Raw genomic sequence first — 26,515 nt, 5'->3', positions numbered from 1 at the left:
AGGGTACAACAACACCGACGCTGCGGACCCTCAGAAAGCGCCCCGAACCGCTCAGATCAGGACATCCGTCACGGCAGGCAGTTCGTCGACTCCGAGAGTTCGGCCTTCATATTGCGCTGCATCATCGTTAGCGCGGCCTCCCCCAATTCTGAGTCGATGTGCGCCACGGCATCCGGCGGAACCACCACCTCGTAGTGGCGGACATAGCCGTCCAGCGCGGTGTAGAGGATGCATTGCTCCGTGACCTGCCCGGTCAGGACGATGCGACTCACCCCGAGACGCGTCAGCAGGTAGTCCAGCGGGGTCGCATAGAACGCGCTGTGGCGCACCTTCAAGGGTCGCATAGAACGCGCTGTGGCGCACCTTCAAGAGGAACTGGCTGTCAGTACGGGGGCTCAGCGGTTCTACCAGATCGGGGCGTGCGCCGCTGAGGGCGGATTCGACGATGCCGTCTTTGTCCGCCGTGAAGTCCCCGTAGTTGTCGTTGACATAGATGACGTCGACGTCCTCGCGGTCTCGCGATCTCGTCACGAGATCTGCGAGCGGACCCACAATTTCGCCGACGTTCTCGGCCAGTTCTTCGGCGTCGGGGTGGGAGTAGGTGTTGAACATGTCGATCACGAGCAGCGCGGTCTCACTCATGTCGAGGACGTACCCGCTGCCGTGCGACCTAGTCACGGCGACGTCCATGCGGCGGAGCCTGAATTTGCTCGGTTCCGCGATCGACACGGTGCGTATCCGAGACTCGCCACCCATCCCGCACCGATGTGCCCGCGGACTAGGCGAGCCTTGGCTAACCGGAACCCGCGCGGGGCGCGAGCAGCCGAAGCGCCAAAGATGCTCCGCGAACTGGGCGATGCCGCATCGGACGACGTCAGAGCCCGGCACCGGCACGATCTCAACAGGAAGAGAGACGCGGATCAGAAATGCCGGTGTTCACGGTTCGGCGACTGACGGCGGTGTAGCCTTTGCTAGGTGCCCGTCGAGACGCGGCGGTCAGGTGTCCATGTGGAGGTTCGCATGAGCGCGATGCGCGTGTCCCCGTTGCCGGTTGATGCCGATGCGGACACCTCCGATGCCGACTATGTCCGCGGCATGGCCCGCCTGCTCCAGGGCGTCCAGGAGCTGTCGTTGGCCCGCAGCCTGCCCGAGATCCAGAAAGTCGTGCGGACCGCGGCGCGAGAACTCACCGGCTGCGACGGTGCGACATTCGTCCTTCGCGACAACGGCAAGTGCTACTACGCCGACGAGTACGCGATCGCTCCCCTGTGGAAGGGCAGCCGCTTCCCGATGGAGATCTGCATCAGCGGGTGGGCGATGCTCAATCGCGAGGCCGCGATCATCCCGGACATCTACGTCGACAACCGCATTCCGCACGAGGCCTACCGACCGACGTTCGTCAAGAGCCTGGTGATGGTCCCGATCCGCAAGCTCGACCCGGTCGGCGCCATCGGCAACTACTGGGCACGCGAACGCCAACCCACCCCGCGCGAGGTGTCGCTGCTGCAGGCATTGGCCGATTCGACGTCGATCGCGATGGAGCACGTCCAGATCTACGCCGAGCTGGAGCAACGGGTCAGAGACCGCACCGCCGAGCTCGAGCAGGCCAACGAGGAGATCAGGCAGCTCTCACTCACCGATGATCTGACCGGACTCAACAATCGCCGCGGATTCCACCTGCTGGCGAACGCCGCGCTGCTCGCCGCGCGGACCCACGGCCATGACAGCGCGCTGGCGTTTCTCGATATTGATGGCCTCAAGCAGGTCAACGATGCGGACGGCCACGACGTCGGCGACAAGCTCATCACCGACGTTGCCGGAGTGCTGCGCGACACGATGGGTCGGTCCGACATCGTGGCCCGCTTGGGCGGCGACGAGTTCTCCGTGCTGATACCGGAATTCAATGACGATGCGGCCGTGCTCAAAGCTCGGCTGATGGACGCGTTTCGTCGGTTCAACGAGACGGCGTCCCGCCGCTACCAACTGGCCGCCTCCATGGGGGTCACCGAGGTTCCGCACACCGACATCAGCACGCTCGACGAGTTGCTGGCACGGGCTGACGAACTCATGTATGCCGACAAGAAGGCCAGATCTGCGGGGATCGCGGGCATCGCGGGCTAGCCGTTGCGGCTGCGCTCCTCGTGAACCCGGTTGGGTGCCCGCACGACCGCGCTTCGCCCCCGGTGCTGATCGCCAGGGATTTGTCGAGGGCATTGCGGTACCGTCACCCACAGATATACGTTACGGCTGGTAGCGTATTCGATGAGAGGACACGATGACGCGCACTTTTCATTCCGGGGCGCGCTTCTCCACCCCGACGTCTGAAATCGCCGACGCCCTGCAACAGGTGAGCGTCCCGACACTGCTGCTGTCGTTGGTGCACATCACCGGCGATCCGACGTTCATCCGCGACTTCTCTCAGGCCGGCCTGTTCCTCAACGAAGTGCAGGGATTCATGAGCGAGGAGGACAAAGCCCGCGCCCGCGCGGCCGCACTGCCCGCCATCGAGGAATACCGGGACCGGGGCTGCCCGCAGCCTGCCCCGCTGGCCCCCGATCTGATCAAGGAGATGCTCGACTGGGCGGCCGCCGAGCCGGTGGACGACGACAACCTGGCGCTGGTGTTGGAGGAGCTCGACCTCGACGGTGCCGACCCGCGCCGCCCAGCAGTGCTGGATTCGGCTCGCGCCAGAAATTTCCGGGTGATCGTCATCGGGTGCGGGGAGTCGGGAATTCTCGCCGGACTTCGTCTTCAGCAAGCCGGTGTCGCGTTCGACATCATCGAGAAGAACGGCGGCCCGGGTGGAACATGGTGGGAGAACACCTATCCCGGCGCCCGAGTGGACGTCGCCAACCACCTGTACTGCTACAGCTTCGAACCGAGCAACCACTGGCAGCACTTCTTCGCCGAGCAACCCGAACTCGCGGCCTACTTCGACGACGTCATGACGCGCCATGAGTTGCACGGCCGAACGCGCTGGAACACCGAGGTGGTGTCGGCGACGTGGGACGACTCGACGGCGATGTGGGCCGTCACCGTGCGATCGGCCCGAGGAACCGAGACGCTGAACGCCAACGCCATCATCAGCGCCGTCGGTCAACTCAACCGTCCAAACATGCCCGACTTCCCGGGGCAAGAGACGTTCTCCGGCCCGTCGTTCCACTCCGCGGCGTGGGACCACTCGGTGGACATCGACGGCAAGCGAGTCGCGCTGATCGGGGCCGGTGCCAGCGGGTTTCAGATCGCACCGGCGATCGCGGAGAGGGTCGACTGTCTGGACATCTTCCAGCGCACTGCGCAGTGGATGTTCCCGAACCCCGCGTATCACGACCCGGTGCCCGACGGCGTTCGCTGGGCGATGGAGCATCTGCCGTATTACGCGCGGTGGTACCGCTTCCTACTGATGTGGCCGGGCGCCGACAAGGGTCTCGATGCCGCCCGAGTCGATCCGGGCTACGTCGATCAGGACGGCGGAACGAGCTACGCCGTCAGCGAGGTCAATGCCCTCGCCCGGATGATGTTCACCGACTGGATCACGACCCAGGTGGGCGACGATCCGGCATTGCTGGCCAACGTGCTGCCCGACTATCCGGCGACGGGCAAACGGACTCTGCAGGACAATGGAAGCTGGCTGTCGACACTGAAGCGTCCGAACGTCAACCTCATTCGCACGCCGGTGAGGGAGGTGACCCCGCGCGGCGTCGTCACCGAGGACGGTCTCGCCTACGACACCGACGTGATCGTCTACGCCACCGGCTTCCGCGCCACCGAGGTTCTCGCGCCGATGACGGTCACCGGCCGCGACGGCGCCGATCTGCACACCGAGTGGGGCAACAGGCCGTTCGCCTACCTCGGCATCACGGTGCCCAAGTTCCCGAACTTTTTCATGATCTACGGGCCTGGCACGCATCTGGCGCACGGCGGCAGCCTGATCATGAACTCCGAGCTCGAGATGCAGTACATCAACGCGTGCATCGAACGCCTTGTATCCACCGGAGCGCGTTCGATGGAGCCACACGCCCGACCCACGGCGGACTGGCATCAGCGCACGCAGGAAAAGATCAAGCAGACAGTGTGGGCGCACCCCGCGGTGAAGCATTCCTACTTCAAGAATCCCGACGGGGAGATCCATACGGTGAGCCCGTGGCGGCTGTGCGAATACCGCGCCGCACTGCAGGATCCCGACTGGTCGCACTTCCGCATCGTCGAGGAGCGCTGACATGCGGGCCGTCGTCATCGACAGTGAGCGCCACATCCGGGTGGAAACCCTGCCCGACCCTGAGCTGCCCGGAGCTGACGGCGCCATCGTGGAAGTGACAGCCACCGCCATCTGCGGATCGGACCTGCACTTCCTGGAGGGCCACTATCCGATCGACCAGCCGGTGTCGATCGGACACGAAGCCGTCGGCGTGGTCGTCGAAACCGGTTCTGAGATAACGGACTTCCGGGTAGGCGACCGAGTTCTGGTCTCGTCGGTATCCGGCTGCGGCCGGTGCGCGGGCTGTCACACGCAGGATCCGGTGAAATGTGTCCGCGGTCCGCAGATCTTCGGCTCCGGTCTGCTCGGCGGAGCACAAGCCGACCTGCTCGCAGTTCCGGCCGCGAACTTTCAGCTGCTCGCCGTGCCGGACGGCATCGACACCGAACAGGCATTGCTGCTGACCGACAATCTGGCCACGGGATGGGCGGCCGCCAAGCGCGCCGACATCCCGATCGGCGGCACCGTCGCGGTGATCGGTGCGGGCGCGGTCGGCCAATGTGCCATCCGGAGCGCTTTTCTTCTCGGTGCGGCGACGGTTTTCGCCGTCGACCCCGTCGAGGCGCGACGCGTCCGGGCGACGGCCGTCGGTGCGCACGCCGTGCCGGCCCCCGGCGCCCAGACGATTCTGGACGCCACCGACGGGTTGGGCGCTGACTGCGTCATCGACGCCGTCGGAACGGATGCCTCCCTCGACGATGCCCTGGCCTCGATACGCACCGGCGGGACGCTGTCCGTCGTGGGTGTGCACGACCTACAGCCCTATCCCCTGCCCGCACTTGTCTGCCTGCTGCGCAGCCTGACCATCCGGATGACGACGGCACCCGTGCAGCAGACCTGGCCCGAGCTCATCCCGCTGCTGCAGGCCGGCCGGCTCAGCGTGGAGGGCATCTTCACCGGTACGCTTCCGCTGGCGGATGCGCCGCGGGCTTACGACGCCGCCGTCTCGCGGTCGGCGGAGCATCTCAAGGTGCAGCTGATCCCCTGAGCCGCGCCCTGCACCGCGAGCGCGCGTGTCTGCCCAGCGACACAACGCAATTCGTGGCTTTCACCGCACGTTCGCTCGCATCGAGAGTGCTCATCAGGCCACCGCGAACAATGCGCCGGCGGCCACGGTTTCGACCACGAAGTAGAACCAGTTGGGATAGAAGCGGGTTCGACCGTCCGCCGCGGAGACCAGACGACCGAACGCCATTCCGGCCAGAGCGGCGGCCACCGTTGCCACGATCCCGGCTCTGAGGCCGGGTTCGGCGAGGGCGAGTGTGAGCACTGCTGCGATGGCGATGCCGAAACCACCATAGACGGCCCGCACCTCGGAACGTGCCGTCGCCGAGCCCAGTGTCACGTCGAACGGGCCCACCAACCGGCCGGGCGCGACCAGGGCATAGAGACCCATGCCCGCGAAGAACACCGCTGCGATGACGATGACGGCTGTGACCACGCTAATCTCCCTTCGACGGCCTTTGGCGTCCGAGGAGTTCACGATGACAGCCGCGGAGATCCCTGCGCTTCCACAATCCTGCTACCCGGCAGTGTGGATGTGGCCCGGTCAAGCGCTGTATGCCGGACCGAGTTTGAACCTGGAGCCGCATTCCGGATCGGTATGGTGCCTTGTCGTCGGCGCCGACGAGGACGTGACGGTGACTGCCGGCGACATCGAGGTCGTCGCGCGCAGCGTTCTCGTGCCGCCCCGGTTGACCCACCGTCTGGACACCCACGGCGGCCGTCTGGTGTCGTGCTATGTCGACGCATCCTCCAACCGCGTGACAGCCTGTCGCGCCAAGTGTCGAGGCGTCGCAGGACCATTCGCCCTGGACCATGTCAATTCCTCAGCATTGGAGGAACTTCCGACTGACAATGCCGCTGCCCAACGCTGGCTGGACCTGGCGGCACCGGCATCACCGTCGTGGCTTGATCCGCGAGTCGCGAACGCGGTAGCACTGATTGTGGCCGATCCTGCAGACGCCCCGTCGGCGCGGGAGCTCGCCGCCGACGTCGGCCTCTCGGAATCGCGGTTCCTCCACCTGTTTCACGATCAGGTCGGCACCACGCTGCGCCGGTATCGATTGTGGATGCGGCTCATCGCCGCGGGGGCCGCGGTCCGCGACGGCAAGAACCTAACAGACGCGGCAGCTGATGCCGGGTTCGCCAGCCCGTCTCACTTGTCGGACCGGTTCAAATCTACCTTCGGACTCACCGCGACGCAGCTACTCAGCCGCGGCACGCTCCTGCACCTCCCGGCCTGACCGCTGAATCGCCGCGGTCACCACGATGCCCCGGCCGAAAGGCCGGGGCATCGGGTCAGCGGAGCCCGGGGAGGGTTACTCCGAAGATCCTGAGGGATCAGCAGATCCGCTGTCGTCCGACGAGCCGGAGTCGCTCGAAGCAGCGGAGTCCCCCGACTCCGCGTTGGCGTCGGAATCCTCGGTGTCCGAGGAGGACTCGGCGGCGTCGTCGTCGCTGTCGTCTGCAACGGCGGCAGCATCCTCGTCGGCGACGGTTTCGATCTCGTCCTCGTCAACCTTGGCGTCTTCGTCGGCTTCGTCATCCTGCAGGGATGCCGCCGCGGTGGCCGGCACCTCGGCCACGCTGCTGGCGGCGACCCGGCTGGCCTTCGTGGTGGCCACCCGGACCGGGGCGGCCTCGACGGCCGGTGCAGCCTCGACCGCCGGCGCCGCGGCGACGACACGCGCAGTCGTCGCGACCGGAGCGCCGGTCGGTGCCGTGAGGGCGACGGGAATCGCGGAGACGAGCGACTTGGGCGCGGTCTTGGCAACGACCACGTCGTTGCGGGTGTAGGCCGCATCGATCTTCGCCTTGAGTTCGGCTTCCCGGGAGGCCAGTGACGGGAACATCCGCACCAGCGGCAGCTTCTCGGCCGGCACCAGGTAGTGAGTTGTCTTGCCGCCCAACGAGTTCACGTCGACGTCGACGTTCTTGGCGGGAACCTTTGACAGGTCGGCGTACATCACCGGCACGTGCTGGTAAAGGGCACCGGCGATGGCGTTGGTCACGGCGAGCGCGTTCCACCAGCGGTCCGGGAAGTCGGCCATGCCGTCGTACTCACCGGTGATCACGATGACGTCGTACTTCGTCTCGGGTGCGGGCCGGTAGGTGTAGTCGAACTTCTTGTTGTACTTGGCGTTGTCGTCGATGATGTTCTGTCGGCTGGAGTCCGCGACCACGACGAACGTGATCTTGTCCTTGCCGGGCGCATTGGTGTTGGCGGCGAGATCGCGAAGCACCTCGTTGACGACGAGCGATCCTGCCGAGAGTCCGACGACCGTCACCTTCTCACCGGCGCCGAGCTGGCCCAGAGCGGAATTGATCTGCGTCGTGAGGTTTGTCTTGCCTGCGGTGATGGACTGACCGAGGGTGAGATGGTTCTTGCCCGTCGTCGGGCCGGCCTGGGCCGGCCAGTTGACGCTGACGCGCTGCTGGTTCTTGAATGCGCCGCCCAACAGCGGCGCCATGAGGGTGTCGCTCATCGACGGTGTCGAGATACCGCCGATGATGAGAGCCCTGCTCGCGGCCTCACCTATCGATGCGGTGGACAGCGCCAGAGCGGCTGAGGCAAAGACGGCGCCACAGGCGACACCCGTTTTGCGCAGATTGATTCCCATGAGATCTCCCCGGTGAAAGCGATGTTTTGAGTCGCCGGATCACCGGCGCCAGGAAAGCATATGGGCGGCATTCCTAAACCCCCTAGCAAAATTTTTGTCATTCTAATACGCGCGATTTCAGCGAAGGGGTTTGCTTTCGCCAGTGTTCGCTGTATGAGAGGTTTCAACCCACGGGCCTCGCTAGGAGCTGGCATATTCTTCCGACCTATTGAGCCTTGAAGTGCAACGAAGTCAATAAGCAAATACGTATAAGCCACAACAGTCACAGAAGGCGCATATGCACTATATGCATTCAAATCCGCTCAAACGTTGCCGCTGGGCCGTACGCTAATAAAAATTCGCCATGCAAAGGGCTTGATCTAGCACAGTGTTATGTTGAGTTTCAGAGATCAGTTAGCAACACGTCGAACCTCTCCGGCGCACCGACCCGCAGACGCCAGCCGTCGCCCCCGGAATTGACGGCATCGTGGATTATATCGACGTCGACAGCAAAGTAGTGACAGTCCGAGGGCCGTGGGTCCGCGACACCACCATTCGTCGCAGCGGTCGACGGGCTATCCGATCAGCACGCAAACATTGTGCGGCGCAATGATTTTGGCCTACGCGAGGCCCCGCTGGCTAGACACGCTACAGCCGGTGGAGCGTGACAATGGTGACGTCGTCGTCGGTATACCCGGACGACATCGCCGTCCAAATCGCCGAAGCGGGAATGGCATGGACGCCGCCCAGACTGTTCGCCAGGCGATCGATCCCGTCGTCGATGACCTCGCCGCGCCGTTCGACGAGCCCGTCGGAGTACAGCACGAGCCCCTGCCCCGGCTCGATGACGAACGTGCTCTGTGTGTGCTTGGCCCGGTTGACTCCGATCGGCGGCGACAACCGGATCGGTGCCTGAATTGCGGTGGGCGCCGAAGTGCTCAGGAAAGGCATCAGATGGCCGGCCGATGCAGCCTCCACCGCTCCAGAGGTCAGATCCACCCTTGCGACCAGCACCGTAGCGAACGCGCCGGGCAGCATGAACACGGCAAAGTCGTTCAGCTGCGTAACCGCATCACCGGGTGAGGCTCCGGCGAACAGCTGGGCACGAAGGGCGTTGCGCAGCTGAGCCATTGTGCCCGCGACGGTGACCCCGTGTCCGGCGACATCGCCCACCACCACGATCAATCTGCCGTCGGGAAGCTCGAACGCGTCGTACCAATCTCCGCCCACTCGACCACCGGCCGCAGGTTCATAGTGCGCGGTCAGCTGCCAATCCTTGAGCGTAGGAAGGGATTTGGGGATGAGGCTGCGCTGCACCAGCTCCGCGACGCGCAACGCGCCGCGCGCACGGAGATACAGCGACTCCACCAGGTGGCGTCGCAGCGAGTCAGCCGACTCAAGTTCGGTGGCCGTCCACGGCTCGCAGCGCTCGCGCACCACTTCCTGCCACCGATCGAACGACTTGCGGGGGCTCAGCCGGACCCCCTCGCCCTCGCTGTTGGCGATGGCTTTGTTATACGGATCGCCACCCCAGTCCACCGATCGCAGAACCTCACGCCGGAACCAGGCGACATATTGACCGTCTGGAAGATTGAGGACGAGGGCCCCGGCGGCCAGCTGTGCGTCGACGGCTACGTCCGGCAGCGTTCGTGCCAGTCTGTCGGTGCGAGCAATGTCATCGCCTGCGCTGCGGGCCCACGAGACGACCGCGGCGACCACCTCGGGTTGGGGGACCGTCCCGCGGACCTGCCGGTCGCCGCCGATGTCGACGACGGCGCCGTCGGCGGGAACAAGGTCGAGCAGATCGGGCGCCCCAAGCAGGGCGGAGGTCAGCGGTTTGCTGTGGTCGATGAACGCGGCCGTCAGCTTGGTCAGCATGGCCTGCGCGTCGAGGCGCTTGTGAAGCTGGTCGTCCTCATGTTGATCGACGAGACGCAACGACAGCGTCGAGCCAAGGAATTCGGCCGCCACTCTGGTGCCGAACGGCGGCAGATGCGGGCCGGCGTAGTGGTGGCACGCGATCAATCCCCAGAGTCGTCCGTGCCGCAGCAGCGAGATCGACATCGACGCGTGCACACCCATGTTCTGCAGGTATTCGATATGAATCGGTGAGACGCTGCGCAGAGTGGCGTGCGTCAGGTCCTGGGGCGCGCCGACGGCGGGATCGACAGCCGGGACCAGGGGTGCGGGCTTGTAGTCGACATCGGAAATGAGGCGCAGCCAGCTCTTCTCGTATAGCGCCCGCGCTTGCGCAGGGATGTCGGTCGACGGGTAGTGCAGGCCGAGGAACGAGTTGAGGTCGTCTCGCTTTGACTCGGCAACCACCTCGCCGTTGTATTCCTCGTCGTAGCGGTAAACCATCACGCGGTCGAAACCGGTGAGTTCACGGACCGCCCTGGCGGTGGTGTCATAGAGCTCGCTGAGCGTGGCGGCCTGGTTCAGTTCTGCCACGGAGCTGCGCACCGCTTGATAGGTGTTCGGGAACGAGTAGGGCCGCTCGCCGAAGGCGACCTCCAGCTCGACGAGGAGTATGCCACCGGGTTCGCGGTGCAGGATGGCGTCGAACTCGCGGCGTTCGCCGTGCACCTCGATGGAGCACTCGACGGGGTTGCGCCGGTGGAGATCGCCCATCATGGACGCCGCGGTCTGGACGCGGGCGGCCTGGTCCGCGCCCATCAGCGCGGACAGGTGGTGCCCCAGGACGGAGTCGAGGGGACGGCCGAGAAGGTCGGCGACGTTGGCGCTGACCTGCCGGACCTCGAACTGGGGCTCGCGAACCACGGCGAGCACGCCGCGCGGCTGGATGCTGCCAGGAATGTGGATCGGCTCGCGCGCACAGTTGTCGAGATCGATGGGCGTACCGACGGGAACCAGATCGTCGACCGGAATGTCGCCGTCGGTCACGCGGCCGGCTGCGCCGTCTGGGTGGTGGGCAATAGAGCGGCCTCCAACTTGCAGGTGCGTTCTCGCTCAACAGCCGATCACACGATCCCCCGCGTCGACGAAGCTGTTGTCCAAGCTTTACCACCGATCATCCCACCCGGCGTCCGTTGTGAATACATGGCAGCCACTGACGTGATCGAGAAATGTCAGTTCATGTTCCAGGGGGTGCCGTAGGTGCTGACGCTGTCGCCATTTTTCGAGATGAGACGCGCGTACGGACGCAGCAACACGCCACCGGCAGCACCGGTCACCGTCCCATGCGCGTTGGCCACGGCAACCGAACCACCCGCGCCCGACACGTCGACCGAGAACGTGGCGACTTCCTGGATGCCCGGGCCGTTACCGAGGTCTGCCGTGATCGACACACCGGGGAACAGCGGCGGGGTCACGATGTTGTTCCCGAAGCCGAAATCCGGATCGGCAGCATCGAAGGCGTAACCGTCGAAGGCGATGTTGGGCGTGGTGTAGCTGAAGTTGATGCCCACACCCAGCGACCAGGGGAAGCCGACCTGGTAACCCAACTCCAAGGTGCCCTCGAAGTCATCGGCGCCCTCGCCGGCCACGATGTAGGTCGCCTTGCCGGAGTGGAACCACTCACGGGTCAGACGGTTACGGTCGAGCGGGAACACACTATTGAGGAACGTATCCCACTGCTGCACAGTCAAAGTGCGGCCCTGGCCGTCGACGACGCTCAGCTCGTTGTCCAGACCTGCGTTTGAGGTGCCAGTGCTCACGAACAAAGCCGCGACGGACGCCACCACCACCATCAACACCCGAGAAATTGCCTTCATGATCTCCCTAGCCGGTTGTCGACGGCCTCGGCGGGCCGTCGGTCTTTGTCGCTTGGCACCTGATGCGATCGGCGCTGACCCCGGTGTGCGGTTCCTGCTGCTGAAGCGTGCTTTCAGACGCGGTTAACGTAAAGCATCCGCTGCGCGCGACAGCCCCTGCGAAGCCCGAATTCCGGCCACTGAAGGGTGCCGCGATGGCTGACGTCGCAGGTGAGAAGAACCAGCGATTTGGCAGCACACTGGCAGCGGTAATAGATGTGATGGGGAAAAAGTTCAGGGCCAGCGCTGATGTGCCGTCAGGACGAGGCAGCCTCGATGGAGATCAGTTCGGTCAGTCCACTTACGGCAAAAGTCGTCATCAGAAGCGGATGGACGATGAGCTTGCCGATGTGGTCGGCGCCTCCGGACAGCACATTGATGGCGGCGCTGTCCACGTACTCGACCGCCGCGAGGTCGACGATGAGTTGTGAACTGATGCTTGATTTTTCGGCGGTGGCAGCATCCAAGGCGCTTGTGAACTCATTGATGTTGCTCAGGTCGATCTCGCCCACCGCAACCAGTTCGGTCCGGTCTCCTCGGCGCGTGATGCGGAGGTTCAACTGCGTAGGCATCAGGTCATCCTCGCGTAAAGATGAACGGTGGTTCCAGTGGCGTCGTGAGCGATCGTGACGTCCTGCATCAGGGCCCGCATGAGGCCGATGCCGCGGCCTCGGTGAATATCGCGTGGCACTTCGGGACTCTTCCACGCCCCGGTATCGGTGATGGTCAGCTGCACATGGTCGACCATGGCCGTGGCAAGCACGCTCACGGTTCCCTGAAGACCGTGCCGGTGGCCGTGCTCGATGGCGTTGGCGACCGCTTCCCCTGCTGCCACAAGGACTTCCATCGCGGTCGCCTGCGTCATTCGGGTCCGTGCAAGCCACCGGCGGAGCGCGGCGCGAGTGGGTGCCAGTTGATCGGCGTCAGGATGGAAGGTCAGCTCAAGCGGACCCGGGTGGCGGTAGAGCAGCAGGACGACGTCGTCCTGATATCCCCCGTCGGGTACCAGTTCTGACATGACGGTGTCCGCGAGCCCTTCGAGTGCCGCGCCCCGGCCGTCCTCGACGAGGGCCGCGACGTCGCCGATGCCCTCGTCCAGCAGGACACGGCGGCGTTCCACCAGACCGTCGGTGTACAGCACGACCGTCGCACCGGCAGGCATCATGACGCGGCTTTCACGGCGAGGCCAGTCGGCTCGTAGCCCCAGGGCGATGGTGTGCGCCTCGTCGAGCACGCTCGGACAGCCGTCGGCGGGCACCACGATGGGCGGCGGGTGTCCCGCACTCGCATAGACGAGTTCACCTGTAGAGGGGTCGAGCACGGCGATCACGGCGGTCGTGCATTGCGCGCCGGGCAGCCGGGCCGCGAACCGGTCCATGCCTCGCAGAGCAGCGCTTGGACTCGGGTTGTCCAACAGCAGTGCCCGGCAGGCGCTGCGCACCTGGCCCATCACCGTCGCGGCCGTGAGGCCGTGGCCTACGCAGTCGCCGACGATCATCGCGATGCGCCCGTCGTCGAGGTCGATGACGTCAAACCAGTCGCCACCTACTTCCAGGGGAGCACTGGCAGCTTGATACCGCACGGTGAAGCCGTGCGGCAATTTCGCGGGCCCGAGGATCGCGTGTTGCAATGCCAGCGCGGTCTCGCGCTGCTGGTCGACCCGGTGCACGCGCTGCAGTCCCGCGCTGAGCCGGCCCGCGAGAACCGTCAGCAAGGTCTGGTCCTCGAGCGTGAAAGACCGGTCATCGGCGAGCTCGATCCACACGACGAGCAATCCGGCCGGATGCTGGACGGCGATCCCGGCGGTGCCCGGTTGCGCCGCGTTGGGGCTGAGCAGGTCACCGTCGCGCAGAGCTGCCAGTATCCGGCGGATGTCGGCGGGCAGCTCCAGCCACTGCACCTCCTCACCGGCGCACACCACTTTCGGGACGGACTCGGCGATGCCCGGACGGTTCGGAAAAGTGACGGCCAGGACGCGGCGTGCGCGCCAGAGCCTGCGCAGTTCCTCGGCCGCGGCGACGACCGCGTCGTCGACGGTGTCGGCGCCGGCCAGTTCGTGATTGAGCGCGTTCTCACGGCCGGCAGCCAATGCCAGCGCCAGCGCTGCGTGACGGGCAAAATCGCTGACGAGATCCAAGTAGTCATCGCCGAAGGCCGGCTGATGGGGGCGGCGAGCCACGGCGATGACACCGAGCACGGAACCGTCGGCGATGAGCGGCATGACGATCGCCGATCGCTCACCGACGTCGGTGAAGCCCTCGATCGGATACTGAAAGGAATCCGTGATCAGAGGCACGCCGCGACGAGCTACACCACCGGTGGTCGAACTGCCCATCGGAACTTCGCGACCGATCACCTCCGAGGCATAACGCCCCGCGGTCGCCGAGACGACGAGGGTGTCGGGGTCGGCGCCGGGCGACTCCGATTCGTGCGGCACCAGCAGGATGGCCTGTTCCGCATCGGCCAATTCCAACGCCAGGTTGACGATCAGCTGCAACGGACCGGTCTGGGGGTCCCCCGAGAGCAGCGCCGTCGTGATCTCGCGGCTGGCCTTCGTCCACTTCGCCGATTCCCGCTCACGTTCGAACAGTCGCGCATTGTCTATCGCGGCGGCCGCCGCCGTCGCCAGTGCTCTGACCGTGTTCTCCTGCGCATCGGTGAAGACTCTGCCGGTGCGGTCGTCGGCGAGATAGAGCGCGCCGAAACCCTTCCCGCGCACCACAATCGGGATGCCCAACAGCGCCTTGAACGGCGGGATACGCGACTCGTCGAAGGGCGGATGGGTGGCCATGTCATCCCACCGCATGCCTGCACCAAGATGGAGGTCGCCCAGCAGCCGCGCCGTGTCGTCGTCGATACCCGAACAGACGAATGACTCGAAGGTGCCGTCGAGGCTGCACATTCCGAGTGCGGCATAGGGCGCACCGCTGAGCTGCTTGGCCGCATCGACGATCCGATGCACGGTGATGTCGAGGTCGAGGTGCGCTCCGATGGAGACGATCGCCTGAACCAGTCCCTGCATCTGGTCGCGGGCTGCGAGCACGTCGTCGAGTTCGGCACGGAGTTGTCCACTCTCGCGCTCGTCTCGATCGCCGCCCATGGAGAACAAGTTAGCCCTTTCACCGCAGGATCGATTCCTCTCGGCCGATGCGGCGGTGCGTAATGCGCACACCGGTAGCCCGTGAGACACAAGACGAAGGAGAAGTCTTCGTTTTGCGACTCCGACGCGACCGTGGCGGCAACTCGTTCGGCGGTGGGGTGCCGACTGAGGAGGGCCTCAGCGAATACGACTGCCACACCGTAAGGCTCAGATCTCCTGCGCCCGCTCGGCGCTTGACCGCATGTGCCCGATTCATGCGTGCCGGAGAAGCTTCACTCGGCGGGAGTAGCGTCAGGCGTGGGCGTGCGAATGGTCCTCTGTGAGCTCGCTCTGATGGACGTGTGGATGGCTGTGCTCGACGCCGCCATCATGGGTGTGCTGATGCTGGTGTTCGACGTGTTCGTGGTCGTGCGCACCGTGGGCGTGGGTGTGACTGGTCGATCCGTGCGTGTGCTCGTGGGTGTGCACTTGGGGTTGGGTCATGAAATTGCCTCTCCTTCAGGTGATTTCGCCCGGCTAGGCCGAGCCGGACACTTCGCTGATCGATGGGTCGTGACGGTGATGTCCCGGAATTCCGGGACCTGCGTGTTCGGCGTTGAAAACGGCGTCGACGACGAGTTGGCGGACATGGTCGTTCTCCAGCCGGTAGAACACTGTCGTGCCCTCGCGGCGGGTGCGAACCAGCCTCGCCATGCGGAGTTTGGCCAGGTGCTGCGACACCGACGGCGCGGGCTTGCCGACATGTTCGGCGAGTTCGTTCACCGAACGCTCGGCAGAGGTGAGCGCCCACAGAATTTGAATGCGCGTGGCATCGGCGAGCATGCGGAACACCTCGACGATGAGTGTGGCCTGCTCGTCGGGCAGCCGATCGCCAACCACCTGACTATCTGCATTCATACGCGGATAGTAGCGCAGTGTGGCTCGGCAGGCCACCATAGTCGGGAACACTGTGTGACGAGCCCGCACAGCTGATTCGCCAGGGGTGCGCAGCGGCGATCCTGGTGGCCCGCGAGGGGCGGGACGCTAGCGGGAATTGATCACCGGCGAAGGGATACGAGCATGACCGTCAAGTTGGCAACGGCGTTACGGATGATCGCGGCCGCCCACGCCGAAGCCGAACGAAGGTCGATTTTGGTGTCCGCCGCGGTCGTCGATGCGGGCGGGCATCTCGTCGCGTTCGGCAGGATGGACGGCGCCGAGATCGCGGGACCCGTTCTCGCCGTTGACAAGGCGTATACCGCTGTCGCGAACCGCATCGCGACGTCCGAGCTCGCGGCGCTGGCCGCTCCGGGCGGCGAACTCTTCGGTATCCACGCCAACGGCGGCGGCCGCTTTGTCATCTTCGGCGGCGGAGTTCCGGTCACCGTCGACGGGATGGTGGTCGGCGGCATCGGTGTCAGCGGCGCGAGTGCGGCCGAGGACGAGGCCTGCGCCCTCGCCGCCGTACGGCTCTTCCCCGGCGGGACCGAACCGCAAACCGGAACGCTGTAGGCGGCGCTCGAACAGTCGCTGCAGTGGCGTGGCCATGAACGTGGTGATGATCGTCATGAGCGCCAAGATCGTGTACAGCTTGCCGGTGATGAGTCCGGCTTCAAAGCCGATGTTGAGCAGGATCAGTTCCATCAGGCCACGCGCGTTGGACAGCGCCCCCATGGAACCCGCCTCGTACCAACTCATTCCCTGCGAGCGTGCCGCCAAACCGATCGCACCGAACTTCGCGGCGAACGAGACGACGAGAACGACGACGGCCATGCCCAGCGTTGCGGGATCGAGAATCAAGTTCATCTGCGTGTTCAGACCCGAATAGATGAAAAAGGCGGGCAACAGCAGGTAGGCCACCAGCGGCTCGAACCGCTCGCGGATCTTGTCGAGCAAAGCACCCCGCGGCATCACCGCGCCGGCAACGAAAGCGCCGAAGACGGAATAGATTCCGACCACATCGGTGAACCAGCTCGCCGTCAGGATGACGAGCAGGATGACGCTGGCGTGCGCGATCGGTATGCCGCCGGTTTGTTCACGCTCGGCGCGCGGCGGTTTCCACGACTCCAGCCGTGCCAGCAGGCGACGTCCGACGTACAGCATGAACACCAGGTAGGCCAGTCCCCCACCGACGGCGAGCAGTGCCCCGGCGGCACTCCCCTTCGCCGTCGCGACGACGGTCGCGAGGAGAACCCAGGAGCAGGCGTCGTCGACCGCGGCACAGGACAGCGCCATCGTCCCCAGGCGGGTATTGAGCAGACCTGAGTCATAGACGATCCATGCCAGCATCGGGAACGCCGTGATGGCCACCGCGGCGGCCACGAAGAGGCCGCCCTGCCAGTGGAAGACCTTGTCGGTGAAGTAGCCGCCGAGGCTCACCATCCACCATCCGACCACGCCACCGAGAACCAACGGGACTCCGATGCCGGCCGCCGATGTCACACCTGCCTGCCGCACGTGCGCACCGAGGATCTCGACCTTGAACGATGCGCCCACCAGGAACATATAGAGAACCAGCCCGAGTTGGCCGACCACGTAGATCGCCGTCAGGTTGGGGTGCGGCAAGGCCTGCGCGCCGATGGTCAGCGTGGTGGGAAACAGCCATTGCTGCCCGCTCGGCCATATCCAACCCAATACCGAAGGGCCGAGCAGGAATCCGGCCACCATGATGGCGACCACCTGCACCTGCGCGAGCCGGCGGAACAGTGGCCACAACAGCCGATAGGTCGCAAGGATGACCGCGATCTGCAGGAAGAAGTGCGCGGTGATCGAAAGCAGCGAAGGCACGGTGTCAGCTCCGGTCCGACCAGCGGAACACGTAGAGGCAGGCCAGCAATCCGCCGATGCTCCATGCGGCCAACACCAGGAATATCCGACCGTGCTCCCAGCTGCCCGCCGGTTCGAACGCCACCATCTCCGGCGGCAGCAGGACAGAGCGAAATCCCTGCGCCATCCATTTGACCGGGAAGACCGAACCGATCAACATCATCCACGTGGGCAGCATCATCAGCGGGACATAGGTCCCCGACACGAACTGCAGGCCTACGGCAGGGCCGTTGGTGAGCACGCTCGCCGACAGGGCGTTGGCGGCGTAGTTACTGATCAGGATGCCCAGCAGCGAGCAGCTGATGATGCCGAGCACGAAGACCCAGGCGAGTGTGAACCAGCCCGACACTGCGGTGGGCAAATGGAGTCCGAACACGTTGACGCCCAACGCAAGAATGATGACGGCTTCGGCGATACTGGCGATCGCGACGAGCATGATCTTGCCGATGAAGTACGACGACGCCGTCGCCGGGGTGCCGCGCAGACGCCGCAGTGCACCGGTTTCACGATCAGCGGCGATCCCGATGCCCAGGTTGATGAACGACGTCGACAGGATGCCGTAGGCAAGCATGCTGGCCGCGATGACCGAGCCCGTCGTGGTCTGCGTGCCCGGGACTTGGGTGGTGAAGATGGAACCCAGGAGCAGACAGATGATGGCTGGCATCGAGAAGGTCAGGGCCAGTTGCTCAGGCCGCCGATAGAACATCTTGAGTTCGGGCACGACACGCGAGAACCCGATGCGGACCGCAGACGGCAATCCGGGCTCCCTGCCGGCTGCCCGATGTTTGGAGACGCGGGTCGGCCGCGCCGATTCGATCGCCATCACGCGCGACCGATCAGCGCAAGGTAGGCGTCTTCGAGGGTGGGACGGGTGACTGTCAGCGCTTCGAGCTCCGACCCGTTGTCCGAGTGCCGACGGATCAGCTCGGTCGGATGGTCGGTCTGGGCCACGCGGGTCACGCCGTCCTCGATCCATCTGACGATGGCCGACGTATCCACATGCGCCGTCAGCCGGGCCGGAGTATCGACGGCCGCGACACGGCCGTCTGCGATCACCGCCACGCGGTCTGCGAGGGCAGCCGCCTCCTCCAGGTAGTGGGTCGTGAGCACGATCGTGGTGCCGTCGGCGGCCAGCAGCCGGATGAGGTCCCAGAATTGCCTACGCGCTTCTGGATCGAAACCCGTTGTCGGCTCGTCGAGGAACAACAACTCGGGTTCGCCGATGATCCCCAGGGCTACGTCCAGCCGACGGCGCTGGCCCCCGGACAACGTCCTGACCTTCGATGCCGACGTCGATTGAAGGCCGACCAGTTCCAGCAGTTCTTCGGAGCGGCGAGCTCTGCCATAGCATTTCGCGAACATCTGGATCGTCTCCAAGACGGTGAGCACCCCGAAGTCGCTGCTGTCCTGTAGCACCACGCCGATCCTGGCCCGCCACGTGCGTCCTGCAATGCCTGGATCTTCACCGAGGACATGGACCTGTCCCGCGCTGCGTTTCCGGTGTCCTTCGAGGATCTCGATGGTGGTCGATTTGCCTGCTCCGTTGGGACCCAGAATGGCGAAGATCTCCCCGTAGGCGACGTCGAGATCCAGATGATGGACCGCCTGAGTGCGCCCGTAGCTCTTCGAAAGCCCGCGCACGCACACCGCGCGGGCCTCCGTCGTCACCGCCGCTCCCCCGCGCCGTCTCCGCCTTCGGCATCCAGTTCGCCGAGCAACTCCAGGAGTTCGGCGTCGGACAAGCCCTCCATCAGGACGTCGACGTCGTCGTCCATGCCGGCCTGGGGCGGTTGGGCTTCCGCGGTCGTCGATGCCTGCCCGTGAATTGCGTGGAGCTCGCCGAGAATGCGGTCGGCCAGTGAGTTCACGCTGACCCCCTTGAGGATTTCCAACACGGGAAGATCGATCGAGAACATCATGTTGATCCGCACCCGGAATTCCATTGCCATCATCGAATCCAGGCCAATGTCCTCGAGCATGGCATCGGAAGCGAAATCGTCTTCCCCGCAGTCGAAGACGGTGGCCACCAGGGCGCGAATGTGGTTGGCGACGACGGTCAACCTGTCGCTCTCCTGCGTCGACGCCAATACGGTCAGGATCGAAGCACCGGATTCCACGTCGGCGGAATCCTGGTCGGATGTCTGGAGTTCGGTGAACATCAGCGGCAGGTGCGCGCCGAGTCCCGCCTGGCGTGCGCGGTTCCAGTCAGCGCTGATCGCGATCACTGTCGCCACGTTCTGGTTGATCAGCCGGTCCAGGATTCGCACTCCGACGGCAGGGGTGATCAGATCGATGCCGCGCTGGGCGTACATCTTCTCCAGACCGAGCTCTTCGACCATTCCGACCGACCACGGGCCCCAGCCAATTGTCAGGGCCGGCAGTCCTTGCGCGCGGCGATGATGGGCGAATGCGTCGAGGAACGCGTTGGCGGCGGCATAATTGCCCTGGCCCGGCGAGGCGATGGTGGAACCCGCCGACCCGAACATCACGAAGAATTCCAGATCGTGGCTCTGGAATGCGTTGTGCAACAACTTTGTTCCGGTGATCTTGGGATCTGCCACGGCGGCGAAGTCATTTTCGCTCATGTTCACCAGGAGCTGGTCGTGGACCGAACCAGCGGCGTGGATGATTCCCCGGATCGGCCGCCCGCCGTTGCGCTCGTGGTCGCGCAGCCACGCCTGCACCTGTCCGGAGTCGGTGATGTCGACGCTGCAGACGGTGACGGTGGCGCCGAGCTTCTCTATCGCGCGGACGGTGTCGACGGTTGCACGGTGCGGGTCGTCGACGCGCAATGTCGACCACCGATCCCGGTCGGGAAAGGCGCGTCGGCCCAGCAATGTGACGTGCCGGGCGCCGCGCTCGGCCAGGTAGGTGGCCGCGATACGACCGAGGGCCCCGGCACCCCCGGTCACGACATAGGTCGCATCGGGAGTGAGCTTGGTGGGGAACGGGCTGGTCAACGTCGCGCACGGACGCAATCGCGGAACGAAGGTCGTCCCGCCGCGGATCGCGATCTGATCCTCGGATTCGTCGTCGAGGACATGGCGGCAGATGCGGGCGACTGTCTGTTCCGGATCGTCTGCGGTGTCGATATCGATCAGACCGCCCCAGTACTCGGCGAGCTCCTGGTGGCCGATGACTCGGCCAAGCCCCCACAGGGTGGCCTGGTCGACGTGGCCCACCGCGCTGCCGGGTGTGGGCTGGGTGTTGGACGTGACGAAGTACATCAGCGGTTTGAGGGTGTCGTTCTCGGCGAGGGTCTTGACCAGGCGGAGCACGGTGAACGCGCCCAGGTGGTGATCGGGGTCGGGGCCTGTGATGTCGAGGGGCCAGCAATTGATGATGCCTGCGAGGTCTTGGTCGCTCTCAAGGTGCGCGGCGATGAGCTGTGCCATCTGGTCCGGACGCCGGGGGTTGATCAGCCAGCCGTCGTCGGCTTCGGTGAGTAGATCCACCGCTCGGTGGCCAACGGTGTGGGCGCGCTGGCCGTGGGCACGCAAATGGTCGGCAAGCCGTCGGCCGAACCCGGAATCGTCGTCGAGAACGAGCCAGGACCGTTCGTCAGCGAAGGGTTCACGTTCCTGGTGAGCGTCGTCATCCATGGCAGACCAGTGGATTTCGAGTATTCCCCGGTCGATCCGATCCGGGGACACTCGCGACGAGGTGGCCAGCGACGCAACGGTGAAACCGTCGATGACGACGAGCGGGCGTCCCGTCCGGTCGCTGATGACGAGGTTGCATTCCACCTGCTCGGCGGTCGCGGACACCACGTCGGCACGGACCATCATGTGGGTCTCCGGCCGTCCGTAGACCATGCAGCGGTTGATGCGGGTCGGCAGGTAGGGGTCATCCGACTCCTCCTGACCGAGAAACGGTGCACCGAACAGCGTTTGGAACGCACCGTCGATCAAAGCGGGATGGAAGTGGTAGTCGTCGATGTCGTCGGCGAGGATGACGGGCGTGTCGAGTCCGGCGACCGCCCAGTCGTGCCCGGCGGTCACACCCGTCACCGATCGAAACGCTGCCCCGTAGTCGAATCCGAGCGTTTCGGTGCGGGCGTAGAAGTCGTCGCGACCGATCGAGGTGACCGCGGTGTCGTCACCAGATACGGTCCGACCCCGTTGCGCTGGCAGTATATTCAGCTCCGCGGTGGCCGTGACGACCCACTTGTGGTCACCGTCGGCGGCGGCGACGAAGGCGGCGAACTCCAGCGTGCCGTCCTGCTTGTTGAGGGTGGTCCGCAGCAGGGGATCGCAGGTGTCGTCGAGGATCACCGCCCGCTGCAGCACGAGGTTGTCCACGCTGTGGTTCGAGCCGTAGGTCTCCCTGGCTGCGGCCAGTGCCATCTCGATGTACACGGCGCCGGGTAGAACGACGCTGCCCTGCACGCGATGATCGGCGAGGAACGGGTTGAGCACCGTGCTCAGCTCGGCTTCCCACGTGGGATGCACGGCGCTCACCGCCTGCCCGAGAAGAGGGTGCACCGGTTGGTAGAAGAGGAGTTCGGTCGCCTCCTGAGTGTCGTTCCAATACCGCTTCGTCTGCCACGGATAGGACGGAAGCTTGAGCAGACGGGCACCGTCGGCCGGGTTCAGCGCGTCCCACGCGACGCGGTGGCCGTGGCAGTGCAGTTCGCCGACCGAGCCGAGGAAGGTACGCACATCGTCTTGCTGCCGATGCTGCGTGGGTGTGACGGAAATACGCTGCGCGCCTGCGGTTTCGAAGATCGACGCGGCGAGCACAGGGTGAGGCCCCAGTTCCAGGAACTGCGTGTAGCCGTCATCGAGCATTCGACGTAGCGCGGGTTCGAACAGAACTGAGGCGCGGGTGTTCTGCCACCAGTAGGCCGCACCGGCCGCGTAGCGCTCCAGCCGTTCGCCGGTCACCGTCGAGTACAGGGGAAGCGCGGCGCGCTCGGAGGACAACCCGTCGAACGCCGCCAGCAGGTCCTCCCGCACTGAATCCATGAAATGCGTGTGATACGGCACATTCCCAGCGAGGAACCGGTTGAAGATGCCTGCGGTATCCAGCTGCGTCGCGATCTCGTCGAGGATGTCGCTGTCGCCGCCGAGGGTGACCGCTGACGGGCTGTTGATCGCCGCCACCGAGATCTTACGCCCGATCTCGTCACGGGCGGGGCCGGTCAGCGCCGTCACGAGCGCGTCTGCGTCGGTTCCGACGGCGAGCATCCGGCCCAGGCCGCTGGTGCGCTGCTGGAGCCGACTGCGGTGATAGATCACCTCGACCGCCTGCTCGAAGCTGAGCAGACCCGCCAGATGATGGGCGGCAACTTCGCCTGCGCTGTGTCCGATCACAGCATCCGGGGTGATCCCGAACTGTGCGAGCTGCTCGGCCAGAGCCACTTGAATGGCGAAGTTCGCAGGCTGGGCGATCTGCGTCTCAGACATCCGTGACGTCGTCTCGTCGCGCCGCAGCTCCTCGATCAGGGACCAATCGGCGTGCCGCGAGAGTTCGCGGTCGGTACGCGCGATGCTCTCGGCGAAGACGGGGAAGGCTTGGGCGGCGTCGAGCAGACCCCGGCACATCCGCCACCACTGCGGTCCCATGCCGGTGCATACGAAGGCGAGCTTCGGTGCCGTGGTGGCGGTGCGGGCGGTGAGGATCTGCCTTCCCTCGGCCAGACCGCGAAGTTGTTGTCGCGCTTCGTCGATGCTGTCGGCGATGACAGTGTCGCGGTGGCTGAGGTGGGCCCGGCGCTGGCCGAGCGTGTAGGCGAGCGACCGGAGCGTGACGTCCGGGTGGGCGTCGAGGTATTCGCCCAGCCGCCGAGCTGTCGCGGCGAGCGCGTCTTCGCTGCGGGCCGAGATCGGCAGCAGCGTCGGCGGTGAAGCGCTGTCACGTTCGGGGGCGGATTGCTCGGCACGCGTGGGAGGTTCGGCAAGCACCGCATGCGCATTGGTGCCGCCGAAGCCGAACGAGTTGACGCCCACCACGCGGCGGTCGCCTTCGGGGAACGGTCGCCCCTCGCCGGAGATTTCGATGTTGAGCTCAGCCAACGACACGTGTCTGGTCGGCGTCTGGAAGTGGACGGTGGCCGGGATGTAACCCTTCTTCGCCACGAGCGCGGCCTTGATCAGACCGGCCACCCCCGCCCCGGCCTCGAGATGTCCGATGTTCGTCTTGACCGACCCGACGACCAGCGGTCTGGCGCTCGGCCGGTTCGAGGTCAACGCTGCAGCAAGAGCACGGATCTCGATGGGGTCGCCGAGTGGGGTTCCGGTGCCGTGCGCTTCCACATAGCCGACGTCGGCTGGCTGCACACCCGCTCGGCGCAGAGCGGTCGTGATCGCCGCGTGCTGGGCGTCCTCGCGCGGCACCGTGATGCCGTCGGTGTGGCCGTCCTGCGACACCGCGGTGCCGAGGATCTGGGCGTAGATGTCGTCTCCGTCACGCAGTGCCTGCGCGAGCGGTTTGAGGACGACGACCGCACCACCTTCGCCGCGGGCATAGCCGTCGGCGGAGTCGTCGAACGCTTTGGAGCGTCCGTCGGGGCTGAGGAACCCGCTCGTGGACTCGGCGATCGCCGTGTTGGGACCGCCCATGATGTTCACACCGCCCACGACCGCGAGCCGGCATTCTCCGCTCCAGATGCTCTGTACGGCAAGATGTGCGGCCACCAGCGAGCTGGAACACGCGGTGTCCACCGACATGCTGGGTCCGCGGAAGTCGAAGGCATGCGAGATGCGGTTCGCCAGCATTGTCATCATCATTCCGGTGGCCGAATGGGCCTTGAACCGGTAGCGGCTGCCGCGGCCATGGTTCTGCAGGAGCTGATAATCGAGGGTGAAGCCGCCGACGAACACGCCGACATCGGAACCCGCAAGTCCGTCGGGTGGTATTCCCGCATCCTCCAGAGCTTCCCAGGTGGTCTGCAGCAGGAGGCGCTGTTGGGGGTCGAGTGAGTGCGCTTCCCGGGGTGAGATTCCGAAGAACTGCGGATCGAATTGGTCGATCTCGGCGAGAAAGCCGCCGCGTCGCGTGACCATCTTGCCGATCTTGGATCCGCTCGGATCGTGGAATCGCGCTGCATGCCAACGCGTTTCGGGCACCTCGCGGGTGGCGTCCGTCGCTTCGCACAGCAACGTCCACAGCTCCTCGGCCGAAGAGACGTCGCCGGGTAGCCGACAGCCGATGCCGACGATCGCCAGCGGCTCTTGCTTGGTGCTGTCGCAGACCATACCTGTCGCCATCGTCAGGAGGGCTGCAGAGCCGCGGTGGGAACGATCCAGCCGTCGCTGAGTGGATGGTCGGTCTGCGCATCGCGATAGGCCGAGCGCAGATCGCGTAGCAGCGCATCGCCTTGCCACGCTTGTACTTGCCGCATCACGTCGTCGTTGTCGAACATCGCGGATTTCTCGGTGACAATCGTCTCGACGAGCTGGCCGGCCAGTTGCCGCAGCAGCGCAGCGTTGGCGTCGAATTGTTCGTCGAAGGCAGGGCTCGGATCGATCATGGCCTCGTGCAAGGTGACCATGAAGTTCAACGGTGCATAGAGATCGACGAACGGCGCTGTGGCGACACCGGTTTCGACCGACGCCCACTCGCGGAAGAAGCGCTGGATGCGATTGCTCAGGTCGATGAGGCCCTGCAGATAGGGCACGAACTCGGGGTCATCGGCGATGCGGACGAACCGGTTGTTCCGGTAGAGGAGGCCGATGAAGCCCCAGTAGAACGCGACATCCCAGACCACTTTGGCCGTCATCACCGCGGGTACCCCCATCAGCAGGTACTGGTCCTGGTAGATGGCCAACCACATGTCGGTGAGCGAGCGAAACAGGGTGTCGCTGATCTGAGACCGCGCAACCACGTCCTCGCCGTCGAGTTCGCGGATGACCATGTCGGTGATGAGCCCGTTGCCGATGGCCACGAGATCCAGGCCCGACGAATACAGCGGATCCAGAAAAACTCCGGCATCCCCGGTCAGACACCACCGCGCGGCCCCGTCGTACATCCTGGTCACGCCGTGGCTGTATTTCTTCATGACCCGGAAATCTTGGATCGCGTCTTGGTGCTGCTCGAGAACGTCCGCGCACTGAGGCTCGTGCTGACGCAGCCACACCATGGCCTTCTCCAGTGTGTTGAATCCGTCGAAGGGGTGGAACGCCGGGTCCGCCACGATGCCAACGCTGGTGGCGCCGGAAGCAAGTCGGATGAGCCACACCCAATAGCCCTCACCCATAAGGTGGTTCGTCGACATCGCCCGGTCACCCTCCACGAGGCGGCTGTGGAAACCCGCGTCGTCGCTCCAGCGATTGACGTCGATCTCCGTGGCCACACGCAACCAGGCGGCGTTGCAGTGATGTCCGTTGCCTTTTCTCAGGTCGAGTTGCCGGGGCAGAAAGCGATTTCGTCCCGAGGCGTCGACCACCCACCGCGTCGTCGTCTCGGTCACGGTGTCACCGCTCTGGTAGGAGATCGTGTGCGCCGAGCCGTCGGCGCCGAGCGCGACGCTGCGAACCCGCCCACAGATCAGGTGGATCCCCGCCGATCGGCAGCGGTCGTAGAGCTCGTTTTCCAGTCTGCCGCGATCGATCTGATAGGTCACTTGGGGGACGAACGAGGAGCCGCCCAGTTCCATGCGTCGGGCGATGTCGGTGTTTCCGTTGTTCGAGAAGAACATTCGCAGTCCCATTTTGCGAATCTGCGCCGTGCTCAGATGATCGCCAAGACCGATGCGGTCCCGCAGGTAATGCGCCGAGACTTCGACGGTCGACTCGCCCACGGTGTGGGTGACCTCGGGGATCGGGTGGGTGTTGGGCTCGATGACGCACACTCGCGTCGCCGGGCGGGCTGCGCGGATCTCGAGGGCGAGCGTCAGCGCGGCGGTCCCGCCACCGACGATGCTGACGTCGTGATCGGCTGCTGGTGCGCCTGGCGGAACCAGGCGCGCCTTGATCCGTTGCGCGAGGGCCGCGCGCGCCTCAGGGCTCATCTGCGACATCTGCGCTCGGACGTC

17 protein-coding genes and 2 pseudogenes are annotated in these 26,515 nt (G+C 65.2%); 5 read left to right on the top strand and 14 right to left on the bottom strand.

Annotation, left to right across the window (positions count from 1 at the left end):
• Positions 1 to 68: 68 nt before the first annotated feature.
• Positions 69 to 642: pseudogene (locus AWC12_RS00290) on the bottom strand (cysteine hydrolase family protein).
• A 378-nt stretch (positions 643 to 1,020) separates the two neighbouring features.
• On the opposite strand from AWC12_RS00290, the gene AWC12_RS00285 reads away from it, so the two are divergent.
• The 3 genes from AWC12_RS00285 (at position 1,021) to AWC12_RS00275 (ending at position 5,246) form a co-directional block, all read left to right on the top strand.
• Entirely contained in the window at positions 1,021 to 2,121 is a 1,101-nt protein-coding gene (locus AWC12_RS00285) for a sensor domain-containing diguanylate cyclase (protein ID WP_085171733.1), read from the top strand.
• Between the two features lie 154 nt (positions 2,122 to 2,275).
• Complete coding sequence (locus AWC12_RS00280; protein ID WP_085171571.1) at positions 2,276 to 4,219, top strand: flavin-containing monooxygenase; 1,944 nt, start codon at positions 2,276 to 2,278, stop codon at positions 4,217 to 4,219.
• A gap of 1 nt (position 4,220) precedes the next feature.
• Positions 4,221 to 5,246 carry an alcohol dehydrogenase catalytic domain-containing protein gene (locus AWC12_RS00275; protein WP_085171569.1) on the top strand — a complete coding sequence of 342 codons (1,026 nt, stop codon included), beginning with the start codon at positions 4,221 to 4,223 and terminating at the stop codon, positions 5,244 to 5,246.
• A 93-nt stretch (positions 5,247 to 5,339) separates the two neighbouring features.
• Here the strand turns inward: AWC12_RS00275 and AWC12_RS00270 are convergent, their stop codons facing one another.
• The gene (locus AWC12_RS00270; protein WP_024444753.1) at positions 5,340 to 5,699 is read right to left on the bottom strand and encodes a DUF4345 domain-containing protein; all 360 of its coding nucleotides are present in this window, start codon (positions 5,697 to 5,699) and stop codon (positions 5,340 to 5,342) included.
• A gap of 43 nt (positions 5,700 to 5,742) precedes the next feature.
• Between AWC12_RS00270 and AWC12_RS00265 the strand changes: the two genes are divergently transcribed.
• Positions 5,743 to 6,504, top strand: a complete 762-nt coding sequence (locus AWC12_RS00265) for a helix-turn-helix domain-containing protein (protein WP_085171731.1) — start codon at positions 5,743 to 5,745, stop codon at positions 6,502 to 6,504.
• Between the two features lie 75 nt (positions 6,505 to 6,579).
• Here AWC12_RS00265 and AWC12_RS00260 read toward each other — a convergent pair whose 3' ends face one another.
• The 7 genes from AWC12_RS00260 to AWC12_RS00230 form a co-directional block, all read right to left on the bottom strand.
• Positions 6,580 to 7,881, bottom strand: coding sequence for a PE-PPE domain-containing protein (locus AWC12_RS00260; RefSeq protein WP_207576351.1), 1,302 nt, complete (start codon positions 7,879 to 7,881; stop codon positions 6,580 to 6,582).
• Positions 7,882 to 8,508: 627 nt separating this feature from the next.
• Positions 8,509 to 10,764 (bottom strand): SpoIIE family protein phosphatase, encoded by a 2,256-nt coding sequence (locus AWC12_RS00255; RefSeq protein WP_085171567.1) that lies wholly within the window; start codon positions 10,762 to 10,764, stop codon positions 8,509 to 8,511.
• Between the two features lie 185 nt (positions 10,765 to 10,949).
• Positions 10,950 to 11,594, bottom strand: coding sequence for a porin MspA (locus AWC12_RS00250; protein WP_085171565.1), 645 nt, complete (start codon positions 11,592 to 11,594; stop codon positions 10,950 to 10,952).
• 296 nt (positions 11,595 to 11,890) lie between these two features.
• Positions 11,891 to 12,205, bottom strand: a complete 315-nt coding sequence (locus AWC12_RS00245; protein ID WP_085171563.1) for an STAS domain-containing protein — start codon at positions 12,203 to 12,205, stop codon at positions 11,891 to 11,893.
• Positions 12,205 to 14,733: a SpoIIE family protein phosphatase gene (locus AWC12_RS00240; protein ID WP_085171561.1), complete on the bottom strand. Its 2,529-nt coding sequence runs from the start codon at positions 14,731 to 14,733 to the stop codon at positions 12,205 to 12,207. The genes AWC12_RS00245 and AWC12_RS00240 overlap by 1 nt, the downstream gene beginning before the upstream one ends.
• Positions 14,734 to 15,024: 291 nt before the next feature.
• Positions 15,025 to 15,216 (bottom strand): hypothetical protein, encoded by a 192-nt coding sequence (locus AWC12_RS00235; protein ID WP_024444760.1) that lies wholly within the window; start codon positions 15,214 to 15,216, stop codon positions 15,025 to 15,027.
• A 33-nt stretch (positions 15,217 to 15,249) separates the two neighbouring features.
• Positions 15,250 to 15,630, bottom strand: a complete 381-nt coding sequence (locus AWC12_RS00230; RefSeq protein ID WP_051226489.1) for an ArsR/SmtB family transcription factor — start codon at positions 15,628 to 15,630, stop codon at positions 15,250 to 15,252.
• Positions 15,631 to 15,792: 162 nt separating this feature from the next.
• On the opposite strand from AWC12_RS00230, the gene AWC12_RS00225 reads away from it, so the two are divergent.
• Complete coding sequence (locus tag AWC12_RS00225) at positions 15,793 to 16,224, top strand: heme-binding protein (protein WP_085171727.1); 432 nt, start codon at positions 15,793 to 15,795, stop codon at positions 16,222 to 16,224.
• A gap of 42 nt (positions 16,225 to 16,266) precedes the next feature.
• Here the strand turns inward: AWC12_RS00225 and AWC12_RS00220 are convergent.
• The 5 genes and pseudogenes from AWC12_RS00220 to AWC12_RS00200 form a co-directional block, all read right to left on the bottom strand.
• Positions 16,267 to 17,499: pseudogene (locus AWC12_RS00220) on the bottom strand (cation:proton antiporter); the annotation flags it as partial.
• Between the two features lie 4 nt (positions 17,500 to 17,503).
• Positions 17,504 to 18,361, bottom strand: coding sequence for an ABC transporter permease (locus AWC12_RS00215; protein WP_085171559.1), 858 nt, complete (start codon positions 18,359 to 18,361; stop codon positions 17,504 to 17,506).
• On the bottom strand, positions 18,361 to 19,206 hold the full coding sequence (locus AWC12_RS00210) for an ABC transporter ATP-binding protein (RefSeq protein WP_085171557.1): 846 nt from the start codon (positions 19,204 to 19,206) through the stop codon (positions 18,361 to 18,363). Before AWC12_RS00210 ends, AWC12_RS00215 begins: the two co-directional genes overlap by 1 nt.
• Positions 19,203 to 24,749, bottom strand: a complete 5,547-nt coding sequence (locus AWC12_RS00205) for a type I polyketide synthase (protein WP_234813779.1) — start codon at positions 24,747 to 24,749, stop codon at positions 19,203 to 19,205. The genes AWC12_RS00210 and AWC12_RS00205 overlap by 4 nt, the downstream gene beginning before the upstream one ends.
• A gap of 2 nt (positions 24,750 to 24,751) precedes the next feature.
• A complete protein-coding gene (locus tag AWC12_RS00200; protein WP_234813778.1) occupies positions 24,752 to 26,491 on the bottom strand; it encodes an NAD(P)/FAD-dependent oxidoreductase in 1,740 nt (579 codons plus the stop codon).
• Positions 26,492 to 26,515 lie beyond the last annotated feature (24 nt).

It is taken from the genome of Mycolicibacterium iranicum, from assembly GCF_002101705.1.
GTDB classification, from domain to species: Bacteria; Actinomycetota; Actinomycetes; order Mycobacteriales; family Mycobacteriaceae; genus Mycobacterium; species Mycobacterium iranicum.
The sequence above is the reverse complement of the archived record's forward strand: the minus strand, read 5'-3'. Positions and strand labels throughout refer to the sequence as shown.

What these genes read in the sequence shown, in the direction of transcription:
- AWC12_RS00285 (WP_085171733.1), top strand. Translation starts at nt 1,021, where the DNA reads ATGAGCGCGATGCGCGTGTCCCCGTTGCCGGTTGATGCCGATGCGGAC.
- AWC12_RS00280 (WP_085171571.1), top strand. Translation starts at nt 2,276, where the DNA reads ATGACGCGCACTTTTCATTCCGGGGCGCGCTTCTCCACCCCGACGTCT.
- AWC12_RS00275 (WP_085171569.1), top strand. Translation starts at nt 4,221, where the DNA reads ATGCGGGCCGTCGTCATCGACAGTGAGCGCCACATCCGGGTGGAAACC.
- AWC12_RS00265 (WP_085171731.1), top strand. Translation starts at nt 5,743, where the DNA reads ATGACAGCCGCGGAGATCCCTGCGCTTCCACAATCCTGCTACCCGGCA.
- AWC12_RS00260 (WP_207576351.1), bottom strand. Translation starts at nt 7,881, where the DNA reads ATGGGAATCAATCTGCGCAAAACGGGTGTCGCCTGTGGCGCCGTCTTT.
- AWC12_RS00250 (WP_085171565.1), bottom strand. Translation starts at nt 11,594, where the DNA reads ATGAAGGCAATTTCTCGGGTGTTGATGGTGGTGGTGGCGTCCGTCGCG.
- AWC12_RS00245 (WP_085171563.1), bottom strand. Translation starts at nt 12,205, where the DNA reads ATGCCTACGCAGTTGAACCTCCGCATCACGCGCCGAGGAGACCGGACC.
- AWC12_RS00240 (WP_085171561.1), bottom strand. Translation starts at nt 14,733, where the DNA reads ATGGGCGGCGATCGAGACGAGCGCGAGAGTGGACAACTCCGTGCCGAA.
- AWC12_RS00235 (WP_024444760.1), bottom strand. Translation starts at nt 15,216, where the DNA reads ATGACCCAACCCCAAGTGCACACCCACGAGCACACGCACGGATCGACC.
- AWC12_RS00230 (WP_051226489.1), bottom strand. Translation starts at nt 15,630, where the DNA reads ATGAATGCAGATAGTCAGGTGGTTGGCGATCGGCTGCCCGACGAGCAG.
- AWC12_RS00225 (WP_085171727.1), top strand. Translation starts at nt 15,793, where the DNA reads ATGACCGTCAAGTTGGCAACGGCGTTACGGATGATCGCGGCCGCCCAC.
- AWC12_RS00215 (WP_085171559.1), bottom strand. Translation starts at nt 18,361, where the DNA reads ATGGCGATCGAATCGGCGCGGCCGACCCGCGTCTCCAAACATCGGGCA.
- AWC12_RS00205 (WP_234813779.1), bottom strand. Translation starts at nt 24,749, where the DNA reads ATGGCGACAGGTATGGTCTGCGACAGCACCAAGCAAGAGCCGCTGGCG.
- AWC12_RS00200 (WP_234813778.1), bottom strand. Translation starts at nt 26,491, where the DNA reads ATGAGCCCTGAGGCGCGCGCGGCCCTCGCGCAACGGATCAAGGCGCGC.